This is a genomic window from Azospirillum brasilense, assembly GCF_007827815.1.
GTDB classification, from domain to species: Bacteria; Pseudomonadota; Alphaproteobacteria; order Azospirillales; family Azospirillaceae; genus Azospirillum; species Azospirillum brasilense_C.
Genome location: NZ_VITH01000015.1, coordinates 33,439 through 49,707 on the forward strand (window position 1 = coordinate 33,439; position 16,269 = coordinate 49,707).

15 protein-coding genes and 1 pseudogene are annotated in these 16,269 nt (G+C 69.1%); 5 read left to right on the plus strand and 11 right to left on the minus strand.

The features are described from left to right. The first annotated feature begins 2 nt into the window (after nt 1-2). Both FBZ83_RS25180 and FBZ83_RS25185 read left to right on the plus strand, forming a co-directional pair. Nucleotides 3-698: a response regulator transcription factor gene (locus tag FBZ83_RS25180; RefSeq protein ID WP_145689439.1), complete on the plus strand. Its 696-nt coding sequence runs from the start codon at nt 3-5 to the stop codon at nt 696-698. Continuing rightward, nucleotides 691-2,010, plus strand: a complete 1,320-nt coding sequence (locus FBZ83_RS25185) for a sensor histidine kinase (RefSeq protein ID WP_145689440.1) — start codon at nt 691-693, stop codon at nt 2,008-2,010. Before FBZ83_RS25180 ends, FBZ83_RS25185 begins: the two co-directional genes overlap by 8 nt. Here the strand turns inward: FBZ83_RS25185 and FBZ83_RS25190 are convergent. Beyond that, the gene (locus tag FBZ83_RS25190) at nt 2,000-2,824 is read right to left on the minus strand and encodes an undecaprenyl-diphosphate phosphatase (protein ID WP_145678902.1); all 825 of its coding nucleotides are present in this window, start codon (nt 2,822-2,824) and stop codon (nt 2,000-2,002) included. The two genes, FBZ83_RS25185 and FBZ83_RS25190, sit on opposite strands and share 11 nt — an antisense overlap. 219 nt (nt 2,825-3,043) lie before the next feature. On the opposite strand from FBZ83_RS25190, the gene FBZ83_RS25195 reads away from it, so the two are divergent. Continuing rightward, on the plus strand, nt 3,044-3,682 hold the full coding sequence (locus tag FBZ83_RS25195) for a DedA family protein (RefSeq protein ID WP_145689441.1): 639 nt from the start codon (nt 3,044-3,046) through the stop codon (nt 3,680-3,682). A 30-nt stretch (nt 3,683-3,712) separates the two neighbouring features. Here FBZ83_RS25195 and FBZ83_RS32505 read toward each other — a convergent pair whose 3' ends face one another. The 7 genes and pseudogenes from FBZ83_RS32505 to FBZ83_RS25225 all read right to left on the minus strand — a co-directional run bounded on the left by FBZ83_RS32505 (nt 3,713) and on the right by FBZ83_RS25225 (nt 10,478). Then, entirely contained in the window at nt 3,713-4,141 is a 429-nt protein-coding gene (locus tag FBZ83_RS32505; protein ID WP_348982522.1) for an NAD-binding protein, read from the minus strand. Continuing rightward, nucleotides 4,127-4,618, minus strand: a pseudogene (locus FBZ83_RS32510) (NAD(P)-dependent oxidoreductase); the annotation flags it as partial. The pseudogene FBZ83_RS32510 and the gene FBZ83_RS32505, both read right to left, overlap by 15 nt. 64 nt (nt 4,619-4,682) lie before the next feature. After that, nucleotides 4,683-6,572, minus strand: a complete 1,890-nt coding sequence (locus FBZ83_RS25205) for a TRAP transporter large permease subunit (RefSeq protein WP_014198864.1) — start codon at nt 6,570-6,572, stop codon at nt 4,683-4,685. Between the two features lie 97 nt (nt 6,573-6,669). Beyond that, nucleotides 6,670-7,725 carry a TRAP transporter substrate-binding protein gene (locus FBZ83_RS25210; RefSeq protein ID WP_145689443.1) on the minus strand — a complete coding sequence of 352 codons (1,056 nt, stop codon included), beginning with the start codon at nt 7,723-7,725 and terminating at the stop codon, nt 6,670-6,672. Between the two features lie 122 nt (nt 7,726-7,847). Further along, a complete protein-coding gene (locus FBZ83_RS25215) occupies nt 7,848-8,861 on the minus strand; it encodes a transketolase family protein (RefSeq protein ID WP_145689444.1) in 1,014 nt (337 codons plus the stop codon). Continuing rightward, the gene (locus FBZ83_RS25220) at nt 8,858-9,703 is read right to left on the minus strand and encodes a transketolase (protein ID WP_186466186.1); all 846 of its coding nucleotides are present in this window, start codon (nt 9,701-9,703) and stop codon (nt 8,858-8,860) included. Before FBZ83_RS25220 ends, FBZ83_RS25215 begins: the two co-directional genes overlap by 4 nt. Before the next feature lie 25 nt (nt 9,704-9,728). Next, entirely contained in the window at nt 9,729-10,478 is a 750-nt protein-coding gene (locus tag FBZ83_RS25225) for an SDR family NAD(P)-dependent oxidoreductase (RefSeq protein ID WP_145689446.1), read from the minus strand. Nucleotides 10,479-10,718: 240 nt separating this feature from the next. On the opposite strand from FBZ83_RS25225, the gene FBZ83_RS25230 reads away from it, so the two are divergent. Next, complete coding sequence (locus FBZ83_RS25230) at nt 10,719-11,657, plus strand: LysR substrate-binding domain-containing protein (protein ID WP_145689447.1); 939 nt, start codon at nt 10,719-10,721, stop codon at nt 11,655-11,657. 33 nt (nt 11,658-11,690) lie between these two features. On the opposite strand, the gene FBZ83_RS25235 is transcribed toward FBZ83_RS25230, so the two are convergent. From FBZ83_RS25235 to FBZ83_RS25245, 3 genes are all read right to left on the minus strand, one after another. After that, nucleotides 11,691-13,112: an IS4 family transposase gene (locus FBZ83_RS25235; protein ID WP_145689448.1), complete on the minus strand. Its 1,422-nt coding sequence runs from the start codon at nt 13,110-13,112 to the stop codon at nt 11,691-11,693. 123 nt (nt 13,113-13,235) lie between these two features. After that, nucleotides 13,236-13,523, minus strand: coding sequence for a hypothetical protein (locus FBZ83_RS25240; RefSeq protein ID WP_145689449.1), 288 nt, complete (start codon nt 13,521-13,523; stop codon nt 13,236-13,238). Nucleotides 13,524-13,793: 270 nt separating this feature from the next. After that, complete coding sequence (locus FBZ83_RS25245) at nt 13,794-14,525, minus strand: SDR family NAD(P)-dependent oxidoreductase (RefSeq protein ID WP_145689450.1); 732 nt, start codon at nt 14,523-14,525, stop codon at nt 13,794-13,796. Nucleotides 14,526-14,794: 269 nt separating this feature from the next. Between FBZ83_RS25245 and FBZ83_RS25250 the strand changes: the two genes are divergently transcribed. Next, complete coding sequence (locus FBZ83_RS25250) at nt 14,795-16,225, plus strand: FAD-binding oxidoreductase (RefSeq protein WP_145689451.1); 1,431 nt, start codon at nt 14,795-14,797, stop codon at nt 16,223-16,225. The last annotated feature ends 44 nt before the right edge of the window (nt 16,226-16,269 follow it).

Sequence of the window (16,269 nt, forward strand, 5' to 3'; positions counted from 1 at the left end):
ACGTGAGACTGCTGCTGGTGGAGGACCATCAGGCCCTGTCGGAGATGGTCGCCGGCCATCTGGCGAAGGTCGGCTTCGTGGTGGATTCCGTGGGTTCCGCCGAGGAAGCGATCACGGCGCTCGGGATCACCCGCTACGACGGCATCGTGCTCGACCTCGGCCTGCCCGGAGCGGGCGGCATGGCCGTTCTGGAGCATGTCCGGCGGCGGGAGTCGCACGGCGTGCCGGTGCTCATCCTCACGGCCCGCGATTCTCTGGAAAGCCGTCTCGCCGGGTTGAACGCCGGGGCCGACGATTATCTGGTCAAGCCCTTCGACCTGAGGGAGCTGGAGGCCCGGCTGCGCGCCGTCCTCCGCCGGCCGGGACCGCGCCGGACGGAGTCCTTCGCGCTCGGCAACCTCACCTTCGACGTCCCGTCCTGGGACGCCCGGGTGGACGCGCGGTCGCTCGACCTCGGGCGCAAGGAGTTCGCGCTGCTGGAGGAGCTGATGCGGTCGGCGCCGCGCATCGTCATCAAGGACCAGCTCGAAGACCGCCTGTACGCCATCCACGAGGCCGTCACGCCGAACGCGATCGAGGCGATCGTCTCCCGACTGCGCAAGAAGCTGCAGGCGGCGGGGGCCCGCGTCCAGATCGCCACGGTCCGCGGCGTCGGCTACAAGATGACGGCGGAGGCGCGGGCGCTTGCGGATGAATAGCCTGCGCTCCCGTCTGCTCCTGGTCATGGCGCTCGTCTTCGCGCTGGGGGTGGGCAACGTCGTGATCTACCTGCTCGACCTGGACGAGGACATCCGCGCGCACGTCCTGAACGAGCAGGTCGACACCCTTCTCGCCACGGTGACGCCCGCCCCGGACGGTTCGAACCTCGGCGCGCTCCCCGTGCAGTTCTCCGCCTCGGACTGGCGCTACGCGCTCTACACGCGCGCCGGCGATCTCGTCGCGAGCGCGCCGGCGGGCGCCGCACCGCTGCCCTTCCGCAATCCGGAGACGCTTCCCGAAAGCGCGCGGGCCGCCATCACGACGCGCCTGATCGACGGCGACCGCGTGCTCGTCGCGAGCCGCAACGACTGGCAGGACTGCGAGGAGCTGTGCCAGCTCTTCCGGGCGCGGATGGCCGGGTCGTCCGTGGTCATCGCGATCCTGGCGGCCATCTCGCTGGTGTCGATCGTCTTCCTGGCGCGTTGGATGCTGGGCTCGGTCCGCCGCGCGGCCGACCTCGCCGCGACCATCGGCGTCGCCCATCCCGACCGGCGTATCCCGCTGCGCGAACTGCCGGAGGAAATCGTTCCGCTGGCGATCTCCGCCAATCAGGCGCTGGACCGCCTGTCGTCGGCGTACGAAATAGAACGGCGCTTCACCGCCGATGCCGCCCACGAGCTGAGGACGCCGCTCGCCGTGCTCGATCTGCGGCTGCAGAAGGCGCGCACCGAGCCAAGCCCCGACTGGAGCGCCATCGCGCGGGACATGGAGCAGATGCGCCACCTCATCGACCAGCTCCTGGTCCTGGCCCGCGCCGACCAGGGTGGCGAGCGGGGTCCCGATGGGTCGGACGTCCCCATCGGGCTCGCCAGGATCGTCCGGGAGGCAGTTGCCGACATGCTCCCGGCCTATGAGGCGGCGTCGCGCACGATCGACGTCGCCGTCGCCGAAGGGCTGGTGGTCGCGGACGCGCACCGGCAGCTTCGCCAAGCCCTGAGGAACCTGCTTGACAACGCTTTCCGCCACGGGCGGGGGCAGGTCTCGGTGTCCCTCGCGAGCCGGGACGAGCGCACGGCGGTCCTGCGCGTGTCCGACGAAGGGCCGGCGGTCGCACAGGACGAGGGCGACGTGCTGTTCGAGCGCTTCCACAAGGGCGCGCAGAATTCGCCGGGGTCCGGGCTCGGCCTGGCCATCGTCCGCCGCATCCTGCGCAATCTGGGTGGGGACGCCCGCATCGGAGCCGGCCCCACCTTCGCCATCGAGCTGATCGTGCCGCTCGCCCCACCCCGCCCGACACCCGTCAGGGCGTGATCACGCCGAGTTGCAACAGCGCCAGCAGCGCAAGCCCCAGCACCGTCCGGTAGATCACGAACGGCATGAAGGACGCCCGCGACACGAGCTTCAGGAACGCCACGATCACGATGTAGCCGACGAGGAAGGCGACGGCGGTCGCCACGATCGTCGGGGCGAGGGCGACGTGCTGCGGCTCCCCCCAGGATTTGGCGAGCTGGTAGAAGCCCGACCCAAACACCGCCGGAACGGCGAGGAGGAAGGAGTAGCGCGCCGCCGCCTCCCGCGTGAAGCCCAGCATCAGGGCCGCGGTGATGGTGCCCCCCGACCGCGACACGCCGGGGATGAGCGCCATCGCCTGGGCGAAGCCGAGCAGAAGGCCGTCGCGCCACGACAGCTCGGCCAGCACCTTGCGCCGGCGGCCGTAGCGGTCCGCGACGCCCAGGATGATGCCGAACACGATGAGCGTGGAGGCGACGATGTAGAGGCTTCGCAGGCTTGTTTCGATGGCTCCGCTGAACAGCAGGCCGAGGACGACGATGGGCACGCTGCCAACCACGATGAGCCATCCGAGGCGCGCGTCCTCCGGGACGTGGCCGCCGATACCCGATGTCTGGCGGATCATCGCCGTCGCGATCCGCATCAGGTCCTCCCGGAAATAGATGAGGACGGCCAACTCCGTGCCGATCTGCGTGATGGCGGTGAAGGCCGCCCCGGGATCGGCGCCGGATGGCAGGAATTCCCCCGCGATCCTGAGATGCGCGCTCGACGAGATCGGCAGGAACTCGGTCAGGCCCTGCAAGAGCCCCAGAACAGCCGCTTCCCATATCTGCATCGTCCCGTCTCCGTTTCTTCTTGGTGTCGTGTACGGCGGCAGCCTGCCGTCGTAATCTGACACGCACCTGATGCGGACCGGCGATTCCGCGGCGCAATTGGGAGGCCGTCAGGATCGTGTCAGCCGCAGCGGCTAGGACTGGTTGGGACGGTTGGAAGAGGTCCGCGACGGCGGTGCCGTCTCTCCGCTTCCCTGAAACGGCCGAAGGTGGATCACATCATGGATGCAGCCGTCGAGATGGTCATGCATTTCCTGGAACGCCATCACGACTGGGCCGGCCCGATCGTGGCGGTCCTGGCGTTCTGCGAATCGGTGGTCCTGGTCGGCCTCGCCGTACCGGCGACGGCCCTCATGATCATGTTCGGCACGCTTCTGGGGCTGGGCATCATCGACCCGGTGCCGGTGGTCGCCGGAGCGGTCCTGGGAGCCATCGCGGGCGACGCCGTGTCCTACAGCCTGGGACGCTGGCTGGGGCCGACGGTGGTGTACCGGCGGCCCCTGTCCCGATACCGGGCGGAGGTGGCGAAGTCGCGCCTGTTCTTCCGCCGCTACGGCTTCGCCGCGGTGTTCATCGGGCGGTTTCTCGGCCCCCTGCGCTCGATCGTCCCGCTCGTTGCGGGGATGATGAAGATGAACGGTCGCCGGTTCCAGTTCGCCAATGTCGCGTCCGCCGCCGTGTGGGCGCCCGCCATGCTCGCGCCGGGATGGCTGGCGTCGGCCGGCGTCGGCAGCATCGCCTCCGACACGGGCGGCTTCGGCGGACTCATGATGGCCGCCCTCGCCGGCAGCATCGCACTGACGGCCCTGATCGCCTGGTTCCTGGGACCGCGGCGGCGGCCGAGCCGCCGCTATCGGTAAGCCGCGCGACCCTGGACCGGCGGGGCCGCCTCACCCCGGCGTGACGCCGTTGAGCAGGTGGTAGCTGCGGATCACCTGGCTGTCGTCCATCGTGCCCTCGCCGCGCCCGGAGGCGGAGAGGAACATCTGGTGCGCGACGGCGGCCAGCGGCAGCGCCGCCTTGGCGCCGCGCCCGGCCTCCAGGACGATGCCGAGGTCCTTGACGAAGATGTCCACCGCGCTGGTGATGCCCGGCTCGGCCTCCAGCATGCGCGGGCCGCGGTCCTTCAGCATCCAGCTCGACGCGGCCGAGCCGCTCATGATCTCCAACAGGACCGCCAGATCGACGCCGGCCTTGGCGGCCAGCGAGAAGGCTTCCGCCACCACGGCGATGTGGACGCCGCACAGAAGCTGGTTGACCGTCTTCACCGTGGCGCCCTGCCCCGGCGCCTCGCCGACGTGGAAGACCTTGTCGCCCATCGCCGCCAGGACCGGGCGCACCCGCTCCACCACCGCCGCCGGGGCCGCCGCCATGATCGAGAGCGTTCCGGCCACCGCCCCGACCGTCCCGCCCGACACCGGGGCGTCCACGAAGCGCCGCCCCGCCGCCTCGACCCGCGCGGCGAGCGCGGCGACGGCGTCCGGCGGACAGGTCGCCATCAGGATCACCGTGGCGCCGTCCGGCAGGCGGTCCAGCGCGCCTTGGGCAAAGAGGACGGACTCGGCCTGGGCGGCGTTGACCACCATCAGGACCAGGGCGTCGGCCCCTTCGGCGGCGGCGGCGGCGCTGTCCGCCCCCCGTCCGCCACGGACTTCCAGGGCGGCGACGCTCTCGCGCCGCACGTCGAAGCCGCGCAGCGCGAAGCCGCGGGCCAGCAGGTTGCACGCCATCGGCATGCCCATGGAACCGAGGCCGATAAAGCCCACCGTCATCATGGCCGTATCACTTTCCTGAACGGAAGAAGGAGAGAGAGGCCCGGTCCAACCGTTAAAACGTCGGGCAACCGGGCCGGAAGACGGATCACAGGAAACCGATGGAAATCCAGGGCACCGCCGCGACGACGATCAGGCCGATGGTCAGCGCCACCAGATAACCGATGATCGGCTTCATGCCTTCGTCGGGGTTGATCCGGCTGATGGCGCAGGCCGCGTAGTAGCCGACGCCGAAGGGCGGGGCGAACAGGCCGATGCCCATGGCCAGGATCACGATCATCGCGTAGTGCACCTCATGCACCCCCAGCTGGCGGGCGATGGGGAACAGCAGCGGTCCGAACAGCACGATGGCGGGGATGCCCTCCAGCACGCTGCCCAGGATGATGAAGGCGATGATCGACACCACGATGAAGACCGGCACCCCGCCCGGCAGGGCCCGCATCGCCTCGGCCAGCGAGCTGGAGAAACCGGACTGGGTCAGCGCCCAGGCCATGCCGGTGGCCGCCCCGATGATCAGCAGGATCGCTCCGGACAGCGACGCCGTCTCGACCAGCATCGGGTAGATGCGGCGCCAGTCGAACTGGCGGTAGATCAGCAGGCCGGCGACCACCGCGTAGACGATGCCGATGGTCGACACTTCGGTCGCGGTCGCCACACCCTCGATCACCGCGGCGCGGATGATGAAAGGCAGCGCGATGGCCGGCAGCGCGATCAGGAAGGCCCTGCCGATCTCCGCCTTGCTGGCGCGGCGGACGTGGGACAGGTCCTCGTGGCGGTAGCGCCACCAGACCAGCGCCGCCAGCGCCGCACCCAGCACGACGGCCGGCAGCAGGCCGCCGGTGAACAGGGCGGCGATGGACACGCCGGTGACCGAGCCGATGGTGATGAGGACCAGCGACGGCGGGATGGTCTCGGTCTGGGCGCCGGTGGCCGACAGCAGGGCGACGAGGTCGCCGGGCTTGGCGCCGCGCGCCTTCATCTCGGGGAACAGAACCGGGGCGACCGCCGCCATGTCCGCCGCCTTCGACCCGGAAATGCCCGAGACGAGGTACATGGCGCCGATCAGCACGTAGGACAGGCCGCCGCGGACATGGCCGAGCAGGCTGGCCAGGAAGCCGACCATGGCGCGGGCCATGCCGGTCATCTCGATCAGCTGGCCGAGGAAGACGAACAGCGGCACCGACAGCAGGATCAGGTGGCTCATCCCCTCGTCCATGCGGCCCACCATGACGATGGCCGGGGTCGAGGTGGCGAGCGCCAGATAGCCGAAGGTCGCCAGACCGAAGGCGAAGGCGATGGGCAGGCCGAGGAACACCATCGCGCCGACGCCCACCACGAAGAAGAGCAGCAGGTTGTAGTTGCCGAGCCCGGCGAACAGCGGCGCCGCCAGCGCCATGACGCCGACCACCGCCGTGACCGCCACCACCGCCCGCAGCACGTCGGACGGGCGGCCCAGCCGCGCCAGCCGGAGCAGCGCCACCGCGATCATCAGGACGAAGCCCACCGGCAGCGCGCTCGCCCGCCAGGAGTTGGGGATGTCCAGCGCCGGGGTGGTGACCCACACCTCCTCCACCGCGAATTCATAGGCCGGCTCGGCCATCAGCAGCAGGAAGGCCAGCGCCGCGGTGATCGCCACCACGTCGAGGAACGCCTGGGTGCGGGGCTGGAGCATGCCGACGATCGCGGTCATCCGCATGTGCTCGCCACGGCGCAGCGCCACGACGGAGCCGAACATGGCGAGCCAGAGGAACAGGATGGAGGCCAGCTCGTCCGACCAGATGATCGGGCTGTGCAGGAGGTAGCGCCAGATGACGCCGACCAGCAGGACGCCGACCTCGGCGAGCACCAGCAGCGCCGCGGGCGTCTCGACCAGCAGCCCGATGCCGCGGTCCAGCCGGTCGAGCCAGCCGGTGCCGGCGCCCGATGGCCGCCCGGCGCCGTGAACGGCGGCGTCCGCCGTGTTGACGGGAGTGTTCATGGTAACCAGCCCTTCGCATGGACGATCGGTTGTGGGGAGGCGGCCGGCCCCGCAGGGCTCTTGGGGAACCGGGAGCCGGCCGCGTCGGCGGACCGCGTCAGCCCAGCTTGCCGGTCACCTTCTCAAGCAGGTCCCAGGCGGTGGCCCCGTACTTCTCCTTCCACTCCGCGTAGAAGTTCGTCCCGGCGAGCACCTTGCGGAACGGTTCGCGGTCGATGGTGTGGAAGGTCAGCCCCTTGGCGGACAGGTCCTTCTGCAGCGATTCGGTGAGCGCGGCGATGTCGGCCCGCTGGTCGTCCGCCGAACGGTCCAGTTCGCGGGCGACGATGGCCTGGATGTCGGCGGGCAGGCGCGCGAAGGCGCGCTTGTTGCCGAGCACCCAGTAGCCGTCCCAGACATGGCCGGTCAGGCTGCAGGACTTCTGCACCTCGTACAGGCGGGCGGTGGCGATGATCGCCAGCGGGTTCTCCTGCCCCTCCACCACGGTGGTCTGCAGGGCCGAGTAGAGTTCGTTGAAGTTGATCGGCGCCGGGGCGGCGTCGATCGCCTTGAACAGCGAGGTCAGGGCCGGCGCCGGCGGCACCCGCATCTTGAAGCCCTTGATGTCCTCCGGCGTCTTGATGACGCGGGTGGAGGAGGTGACGTGGCGGAAGCCGTTGTCCCAGATCTTGCTGAGCGTCATGATCGGGGTCTTGGCGATCTCCGCCCGGACATGCTTGCCCAGCTCGCCGTCCATCGCCTGCCAGACCGCGTCGTAGTCCTTGAAGGCGAAGCCCATGCTGGTGATGCCGGACAGCGGGACGAAGGTGGCGAGGATCAGCGAGGAGAGGTTGAAGATCTCCACGCCGCCGTTGCGCACCTGCCCCAGCAGGTCGGTGTCGCTGCCGAGCTGGTTGGCCGGGAACAGCTTGATGTCGAGCCGGCCGGACGTCGCCTCGCGGATGCGGTCGATGGCCTCCTGCGCGCGGATGTTGACCGGGTGGGTCGGGTCCTGGCCGGTGGCGTACTTGAACTGGAACTCGGCGGCGTTGGCCGGGCGCTTGAGGATGGTCACCAGCGGCACGGCGGCGGCGGCGGCCAGAACGGCGCGGCGGCTCGGGCGGAGAAGGACCAGGGTCGAGTGAGCGGGGGTTTGGGGCGGCTTCTTGTCCATTGTTTCCTCTCCTGTGGTCTTTTGTCGTTCAGCGTATCGGGAACGGGCGCGGCGCGGTTCTTAGGGTGTCCTCGCTTCTGCGACAGCCGGGATGGGGTGAGCGACGGGGGGTTGGGGGCGGCTTACAGCCACCCCTTGATGCTGGTTACCATGGCGTCGGTGGAAATGCCGTAGAGGTCGTGCAGGGTCGGCAGGGCGCCGGCCTTCAGGAATTCGTCGGGCAGGCCGATCTGGCGGAAGGCGCTGGGAACGACCCCGGCGCGCAGCAGCGTGCCGGCCACCGCCTCGCCCAGACCGCCGATGACCGTGTGGTTCTCGGCGACGACGACCATCCGCCCGCTGCGCCCGGCCTCGGCCAGGATGGTCTCGGTGTCGAGCGGCTTGATGGTCGGGACGTGCAGCACGGCGACGTCGACCTTGTCGGCCTCCAGGGCCTTCGCCACCTCCAGCGCCCGCATCGTCATGATGCCGGAGGAGATGACCAGCACGTCGGCGCCGTCGCGCAGAAGCTTCGCCTTGCCGAGTTCGAATTTATAGTCGTACTCGTCGAGCACCAGCGGGACGTTGCCGCGCAGCAGGCGCATGTAGACCGGCCCCTGGTGGGCGGCCATGGCGGGCACCGCCTGCTCGATCTCATGGGCGTCGCAGGGGTCGATGACCACCATGTTCGGCATGGCGCGCATCAGGGCCAGATCCTCCGCCGCCTGATGGCTGGGGCCGTAGCCCGAGGTCAGGCCCGGCAGGGCGCAGGCGATCTTGACGTTGCGGTTCTCCTCCGCGATCGTCTGGTGCACGAAGTCGTAGGCCCGGCGCGAGGCGAAGACCGCGTAGGTGGTGACGAAGGGCATGAAGCCCTCGTGCGCCAGACCGGAGGCGGCGCCCATCAGCAGCTGCTCGGCCATGCCCATCTGATAGAAGCGGTCCGGGTTGGCCTGGGCGAAGATGTGCAGGTCGGTGTATTTCGCCAGATCGGCGGTGAGGCCGACGATCTCCGGACGGGCTTTGGCCAGCTCGACCAGCGCGTGGCCGAAGGGGGCGGGCTTGGTGCGCTGCCCTTCGCCCGCGATCGAGGCGATCATGGCGGAGGTCTTCAGGCGCGGCTTGGCGGCGGCCGGGGTGGTGGTGGCGGTGCTCATGCGGTCCTCCCGGCGTCCAGCGCGTCGAGGGCGAGCGTCCACTCGTGCGCGTCCACGCGGATGAAGTGATTCTTTTCGCGGGCTTCGAGGAAGGGCACGCCCTTGCCCATTTTGGTGTCGCAGACGATCATGCGGGGCTTGGGTTCCGGATGGTCGCGGGCGGCGTCGAAGGCGGCGACCACGGCGTCCATGTCGTTGCCGTCCACCCGCTGGACGAACCAGCCGAAGGCCTCCAGCTTGTCGACCAGCGGCTCGAAGGCCATCACCTGGGTGGAGGGGCCATCGGCCTGCTGGTTGTTGACGTCGACGATGCCGATCAGGTTGTCGAGCTTGTAATGGGCCGCCGACATGATGGCCTCCCAGACCGAGCCCTCGTCCAGCTCGCCGTCGGAGAAGAGCGTGTAGACGCGGTTGTCCGACGCCTTGCGCTTCAGGCCGAGGGCGATGCCGACCGCGATGCTGAGGCCGAGGCCGAGCGAGCCGCCCGACATCTCCATGCCCGGCGTGTAGGCGGCCATGCCCGACATCGGCAGGCGGCTGTCGTCGCTGCCGTAGGTTTCCAGCTCCTCGGCCGGGACGATGCCGGCCTCGATCAGGGCGGCGTAGAGCGCGATGGCGTAATGGCCGTTGGACAGCAGGAAGCGGTCTCGGCCTTCCCAGTGCGGGTCCTCCGGCCGGTAGCGCATGGCGTGGAAGTAGGACACGGCCAGCACGTCGGCGATGTCGAGAGCCTGCCCGATGTAGCCCTGGCCCTGCACCTCGCCCATCAGCACGGCGTTGCGGCGGATGCGGTAGGCGCGTTCGGTCAGGGGAACGTTGTGGCCCAGTTGGGAGGTGTCCACGGGAGTCGTCTCCAGCGTTTCGGGATCAGTGGATGAGCATGCCGCCGTTGACGTCGAGCGTGGCGCCCGTGACGTAGGACGACAGCTCCGACGCCAGGAAGAGGCAGGAGCGCGCCACGTCCTCGGCGTCGCCCAGGCGGTTCAGCGGGATGCCCTTGAGGATGTCCGCCCGCAGCTCGGGCGTCAGCTTGCCGCCGGTGATGTCGGTCTGGATCAGGCCGGGGGTGACGGAGTTGACGCGGACGTTGTCCGGACCCAGCTCCCGCGCCATCGCCTTGGCGAGGCCGAGCACGCCGGCCTTGGCGGCGCTGTAGTGCGGGCCGCCGAAGATGCCGCCGCCGCGCTGCGCCGACACCGAGGAGATGCAGACGATGGAGCCGGACTTCTGGGCGCGCATGTGCGGGACGACCGCCTGGCTCATGTAGAGCGTGCCGCGCAGGCTGACGTCGGTCACCGCCTCATAGTTCTTCGGCTCGATGTCCATGAACTTCAGCGGCTGGGTGATGCCGGCGTTGTTGACCAGCACGTCGATGCGGCCGAACTCCTCGACCACGCGGGCGGCGGCGCTGACGCAGGCGGCCTTGTCGGTCACGTCGCAGGCGATGCCGCGGTGCGCCTCGCCCAGCTCGGCGGCGGCTTCGGCGGCCTGACCGCCGTCGAGGTCCAGGATGATCGCCCGCCCGCCGTGCAGCGCGAACAGCCGCGCCGTGGCTCGGCCGATGCCGCGCTGGGACGCCGCTCCGGTGATCACGCACACCTTGTTGGACAGCAACATGCTCGCTCCCTTTGTTCGAAGCTGGCTCCGCCATGGCGGCCGTGGGTGTGACGGCCGTGGGCGTGGCGGCCCTGGGGATGCCGCGGCGGAGCGTCGTTTTCGCTCGGTTTTGGTGGTTTTTCGGTACGGAGGGCGGATGGTCCGGGCCTCCGATCGTTGCAACAATCCTATGGTCTTGAGATGAATTCGACAAACGAATAAGATTGCCAAATGCTGAAATAAATTCATCAATATGGTGCGATGCGGAAACGGATTTCCATCAAGGCTTTGCAAGCCTTTGAGGCGGCGGCGCGGCTCGGTTCCTTCGCAACGGCGGCGCAGGATCTCGGCCTGACGCCCTCGGCGATCAGCCATCAGGTGAAGATTCTGGAGGAGCAGCTCGGCCTGCGGCTGTTCCACCGCGTGCATCGGTCGGTCGCGCTGACCGACGACGGGCGGGCCTACGCCGCGGAGATCATCGCCGCCTTCGCCCGCATCGACACGGCGACCCGCAACGTGACGACGACGGGCAGCGGCACGACGATCCTGACCGTGCGCTCGATGCCCAGCTTTGCCGCGCAATGGCTGATGCCGCGGCTGGGGCGGGTGAAGGAGATCCACCCCGCCATCGACATCCGCCTGCGCGCGTCGGTCTCACCCATCGACCTGACGACGGGGGCGGTCGACGTGGACATCCGCTACAACCCCGGCCCGCCGCCGGCCGGCTGCGTGCTGGAGCTGTTTCCCGACGACGTCATCGTGCCGATGTGCTCCCCGGCGCTGGCGAACGGGCTGAACCCGATCCGCAAGCCGTCGGACATCAGCCGCCACATCCTGATCCATTCGGAAATCAACATCGTCGGCTGGCGCGACTGGGCGAACCGGCACCGCGGGGTCGAGTTGGACATGGAGCGCGGCCTGCGCTTCGACCGCTCCTTCATGGCGATCAACGCTGCGGCGAACGGCATGGGCGTGTGCCTGGACAGCCTGCTGCTGGCCCGGCAGGAACTGCTGGCCGGCCGGCTCATCATCCCCTTCCCGACCCGCGGCCTGCGGGCGCAGGGGCATGGCTTCGTGACCCTGAAATCGACCGCCAACCTTCCCAAGATCCGGCTGTTCCGCGAGTGGCTGTTCAGCGAGCTGGAAGCCGGACGGCAGTGGGAGGAGCAGTTCCTGTCCTCACTGAACAAAAGCGATTAGGGCCTGTCAGGCGGCCGTGGTGTTCGGCGGCTGCTAATTACCCACATCGTCGAGAGCGAGGGTCGCGCCGAGCACGATGTCGGCCAGACGCGCCATGCCGCGCCACAGGACTTGGTCGCCGGGCGGTCGGTCCCCGGCTCGGGCAAGCCAGCCGCCCAGTCTTGCGATCTTCCGGACGTAGCTGGCCAAATCGTGGATGCCCGACGGGTTGGGGCTTGTGTCGGGGACCACGCGGTCGAGGACCGCGGTTTCAATCCCGGTCAGGGCAATGCCGGGCGCAACGTCCGGCACGACCCGGTTCATCATCCGCAGCCAGAAGATTCGCCAGCCCACGATGCACAGCACCGCGATCAGCTTGACGAGGCGCTCGGCCGTCCGGAGCCGCGCCGCCTCCACCTTGCACCCCGATTTCAAAATCTTGTGGAATTCCTCCACGCGCCAGCGCAGGGCGTACCAGCGCAGCTTCTCCACGGCGGCCGCGGTGTCGGCGACCGGCAAGTCGGTGGCGAGCTTCCAGTCGATACGCGGGCGGTTCTCCGGCTGGTCCAACTCCCGGGCGTGCAGGATCGTCAGGTCGAGCGCCGGGTATCGTCTCTCTTTCCCGATCGGCGGCCGGACGTGCAAGATGGAGTAGGTGAGCTCGAGTTCCGCGGTTTCGGTCCGCCCGGCGGCATCCCGGACGGCGATGCGGTGGCGGCCCCCCACGGCCACCTCGCCCATCAGGCGGGCAACCGTGGTGGTGCCGTCCCCTGCGAGCCGGTCGACACACGTCCGGACCAGGAAGTGGGTCCCGAGATCGCGTGCGAGGCAGAAGAACTCGTAGATGTCGTTCTCGCGGTCGCCGACGTAGACGCAGCGGGCCGGGTCCCCGAACAACTCTGCGGTCCGCCGCATGTTGTCCAGCCAGCGGACACTTTCCTTTCCATCGATCGGGACCCGCGTCGGATTGATGTGCCTCTTGAGGGCGCCGGTTCCCTTGAACGTCTTGCGGGTCCAGAATTTGACCGCGCCCAGGCCGAGCGGCAGGCCGTCCGTCGTGATCGCCAGGCTGGAGTGCATCAGCAGCCCGCAAGCGGTGTAGGGGCGCACGCCGCCCTGCCGATGATTGTTGCCGTTGCCTTTGTAGGTCCAGCCGACCTGGTCGGGACGCTCGCGCTCAAAGGAGAACTCGGTCGTGTCCTGGACAACGAGGATGACGCCGAGCGCGGCGGCAACGCGGCGGCGCGTCGCTTCGACGTGGCCCGCCAGAATGTCCCCCTCACCGACCCGGTCGTTGGCGAAGAACCGGTAGGCCGCCTTGGTGTTGGCCCAGTCCTGGCAGGCCAGGGGAAGGCTCTCGCCCAAGGCGTTCGCCAATTGCTCCAGCACCCGGTGCAGCCGCCGATCCAGGCGCCGGTCGACCAGATGGCAGCTGGCGAGTTCATCGTCGATCCAGTTCCTTGAAGCATCGGTCATCGGTACCTCCCGGACCTCTTTCCAATGTCAACAGCCCGCTGTTTGATGTGGCGGAGACCGGCGTGCCGCCCAACCCGCCCAGCCTGAATGACGATGTGGGTAATTAGCAGGTTCGGCGGGCGCTTACAGTCCGCTGGCTTCGTCGTTCTTCTTCGCCTTCTCTTTCTTCGCCTGATCGTGATGCCACTTGATGGCGAAGAACATGCCCGTGCCCAGCACGATGATCTTGAACGGAAAGAAGACCATGGGGAACCAGTCGTACATTTTGAACATCTCCAAGCTTTGACGCTGCCCATCGTCGGGGAACCTGACGGCGGTCAGGTCGGGCGCGTGTCGTTGTCTGCGGGCGGGGCCGTCAGCCGGATCGGCGTCGGAGCAGTCCGGACCACCGACCTCGCAGCGGGCGACCACGCACGCCGGTGCCGGGAGGGGGACGAGGCGGCCACTCCTGTTCGGATGACATCGCGTGTTCCTTCAGGAGGCAATGCCTGCATTCAATGCGTGATGCTATGCTCCATTTAGACCGACAATGTCAATTTGAATGCATCCAATACGCGTTCGAAATTCATACAAGCATGGGGGATATGGCCGATGCCCCGGCCGGAAGGCCGGCCGCTTGCCGCACGATCTCGCGCAGACTCCCGGCGGTCCTTTGGAGCACGGACGGTACCGGAGGACGGGTCAATAGGGCAGCCGCCGACCGTCCCATGCGAACAGGCCACCGCTGTCCGTCGGCGTCAGATCGCCGAGGACACGGAGCAGATGCGCGGCGGCGACGTCGGCGCTGAACAGCCGGTCCGCAGCCACCCCGGCCTGGAAAGGGTGCGACAGGGGGGTGTCGACGGTGCCCGGATGCAGCGCGACGCAAACGGCCTCCGGCCGTGAGCGCGCCAGTTCGATGGCCGTGGTCCGGACGATCTGATTGAGCGCCGCCTTGGACGCCCGGTAGCCGTACCAGCCGCCGAGCCGGTTGTCGGCGATGCTGCCGACCTTGGCGGAGAGCGCCGCGAAGACCGCCCGCCCGCGCCGCGGCAGCCGCGGCAGGAAATGCTTGGCGGCCAGCGCCGGGCCGGTGGCGTTGACCTGGAACAGGCGCGCCATGGCGGTCGGGTCCAGGCTGCGCCAGCTCTTCTCCGGTTGCACCGCGTCCTGGTGCAGCAGGCCGCTGGCGATGAAGACGAGGTCGACCGTCCCCGCCATCGCCGCCGCCTCGGCGATGGAAGGCTCGTCGGCGAGGTCGAGAAAGCCGGTGCGCAGCTTGTCCGCCGGGGCGATGGGGCGGCGCGACAGGGCCACCACCTCCGTCACTCCCGGATCGGCCAGCAGCCGCTGCGTCACGGCGGCGCCGATGCCGCCGCTCGCCCCGATCACAGCCGCCCGGATCGACGTGGTGAAACCCGCGATTCCGCTCATGACACCCCCTCCCGCGGAGAGTGACAACACCGCGCTCCGCCGATGGTTCAACGGCGTCGAGCGACGGCGGCGCGAACCGCCCCGCGTTTCAAATCTTGCGTCCGATCCCGCCGATAGGGTCGGAGGGTGCCTGTAACGACGCTTCCGCGCACCGAAAATTCGCCCTCTCTGCAAAAAGAGGTTTGTTGGAGCACATATCTCAAGCTATCATATTACAGTTGATGTAATCGTATATCGATCATTTACTGACTGGATCAAGGAGATCGCGGGTGGACGTGATCGCTGAACTGACGAGCCTGATCGGCGCCGACGCCGTCCTGACCGACCCCGCCGATCTGGACGCCGTGACCGAGGATTGGCGCGGGCGCTACCGCGGCCCGGCGCTCTGCCTCGCGCGTCCCGCCAACGCCGGACAGGTGGCCGACGTGGTGCGCTGCTGCGCCAAGCACGGCGTGCCGGTCCTGCCGCAGGGCGGCAACACCAGCCTGTGCGGCGGCGCCGTCCCGTCGGAGACCGGCCCCGCCCCGGTCATCCTCAGCCTGACCCGCATGCGCGCGGTCCGCGCCATCGACCCGGTGAACAACACGATGGAGGTCGAGGCCGGCTGCGTCCTCGCCACCGTGCAGGAGGCCGCCGTGGCCGCCGGGCGGCTCTACCCGGTCAGCCTGGGCGCCGAGGGCTCCTGCCAGATCGGCGGCACCATCGCCACCAACGCCGGCGGCACCTCGGTCCTGCGCTACGGCAACACGCGCGAGAACGTGCTGGGGCTGGAGGTCGTGCTGGCCGACGGCACCGTCTGGTCGGGCCTGTACGGCCTGCGCAAGAACAACACCGGCTACGACCTGAAGCACCTGTTCATCGGCTCGGAAGGCACGCTCGGCATCATCACCGCGGCGACCCTGAAGCTGCACCCGCTGCCGACGCGCCACGCGGTGGCCTGGGTCGGCATGGCCTCGCCGGAGGACGCGCTGACCCTGCTGACCCGCGTGCAGGAACGCAGCGCGGCCCGGCTGTCCGCCTTCGAGATGATCAACCGCCTGCAGCTCGACCTGGTGGTCGGCAACGTCCCCGGCCGGCGCAGCCCGATCGACAGCGCGGCCGACTGGCACGTCCTGATCGAGCTGTCGGACAACGGCTCCGGCGAGGCGCTCGACGCCGAGCTTCAGGCGATCCTGGAGGACGCCTTCGCCGACGGGCTGCTCAGCGACGCGGCGCTGGCCGCCAGCGAGGCGCAGCGCCACGCCATGTGGGAGATCCGCCACAGCGTGTCGGAGGCCAACAAGAAGGCCGGCGTCGGCCTGACCACCGACTGCGCGGTGCCGCTGTCGGCGGTGCCGGCCTTCATCGCGTCGGCGACCGCGGCGGTGCGCGCCCTGGTGCCCGACCTGCCGGTGATCGTGGTCGCCCATCTCGGCGACGGCAACGTCCATTTCATCCCCTTCTTCAGCTTCGACGCCTGGGAGGCCGCCGCCGCGGCGGGCGACCGCGACGCGCTCGCCGCCGCGCTGCGCCACGCCGTCAACGACGAGGCCGCCCGGCTCAAGGGCACCTTCAGCGCCGAACACGGGATCGGTCGCGTCCAGCTCGCCGAGATGGCCCGCTACAAGCCGTCGGCGGAGCTGACGCTGATGCGCGCGGTCAAGCGGGCGCTCGACCCGCAGAACATCTTCAATCCCGGACGGCTCCTGCCGCCGGGCTGACTTCCGCCTTTCCTTCCTCCGCAGCCTTTCCGCCGTCCCGGCCC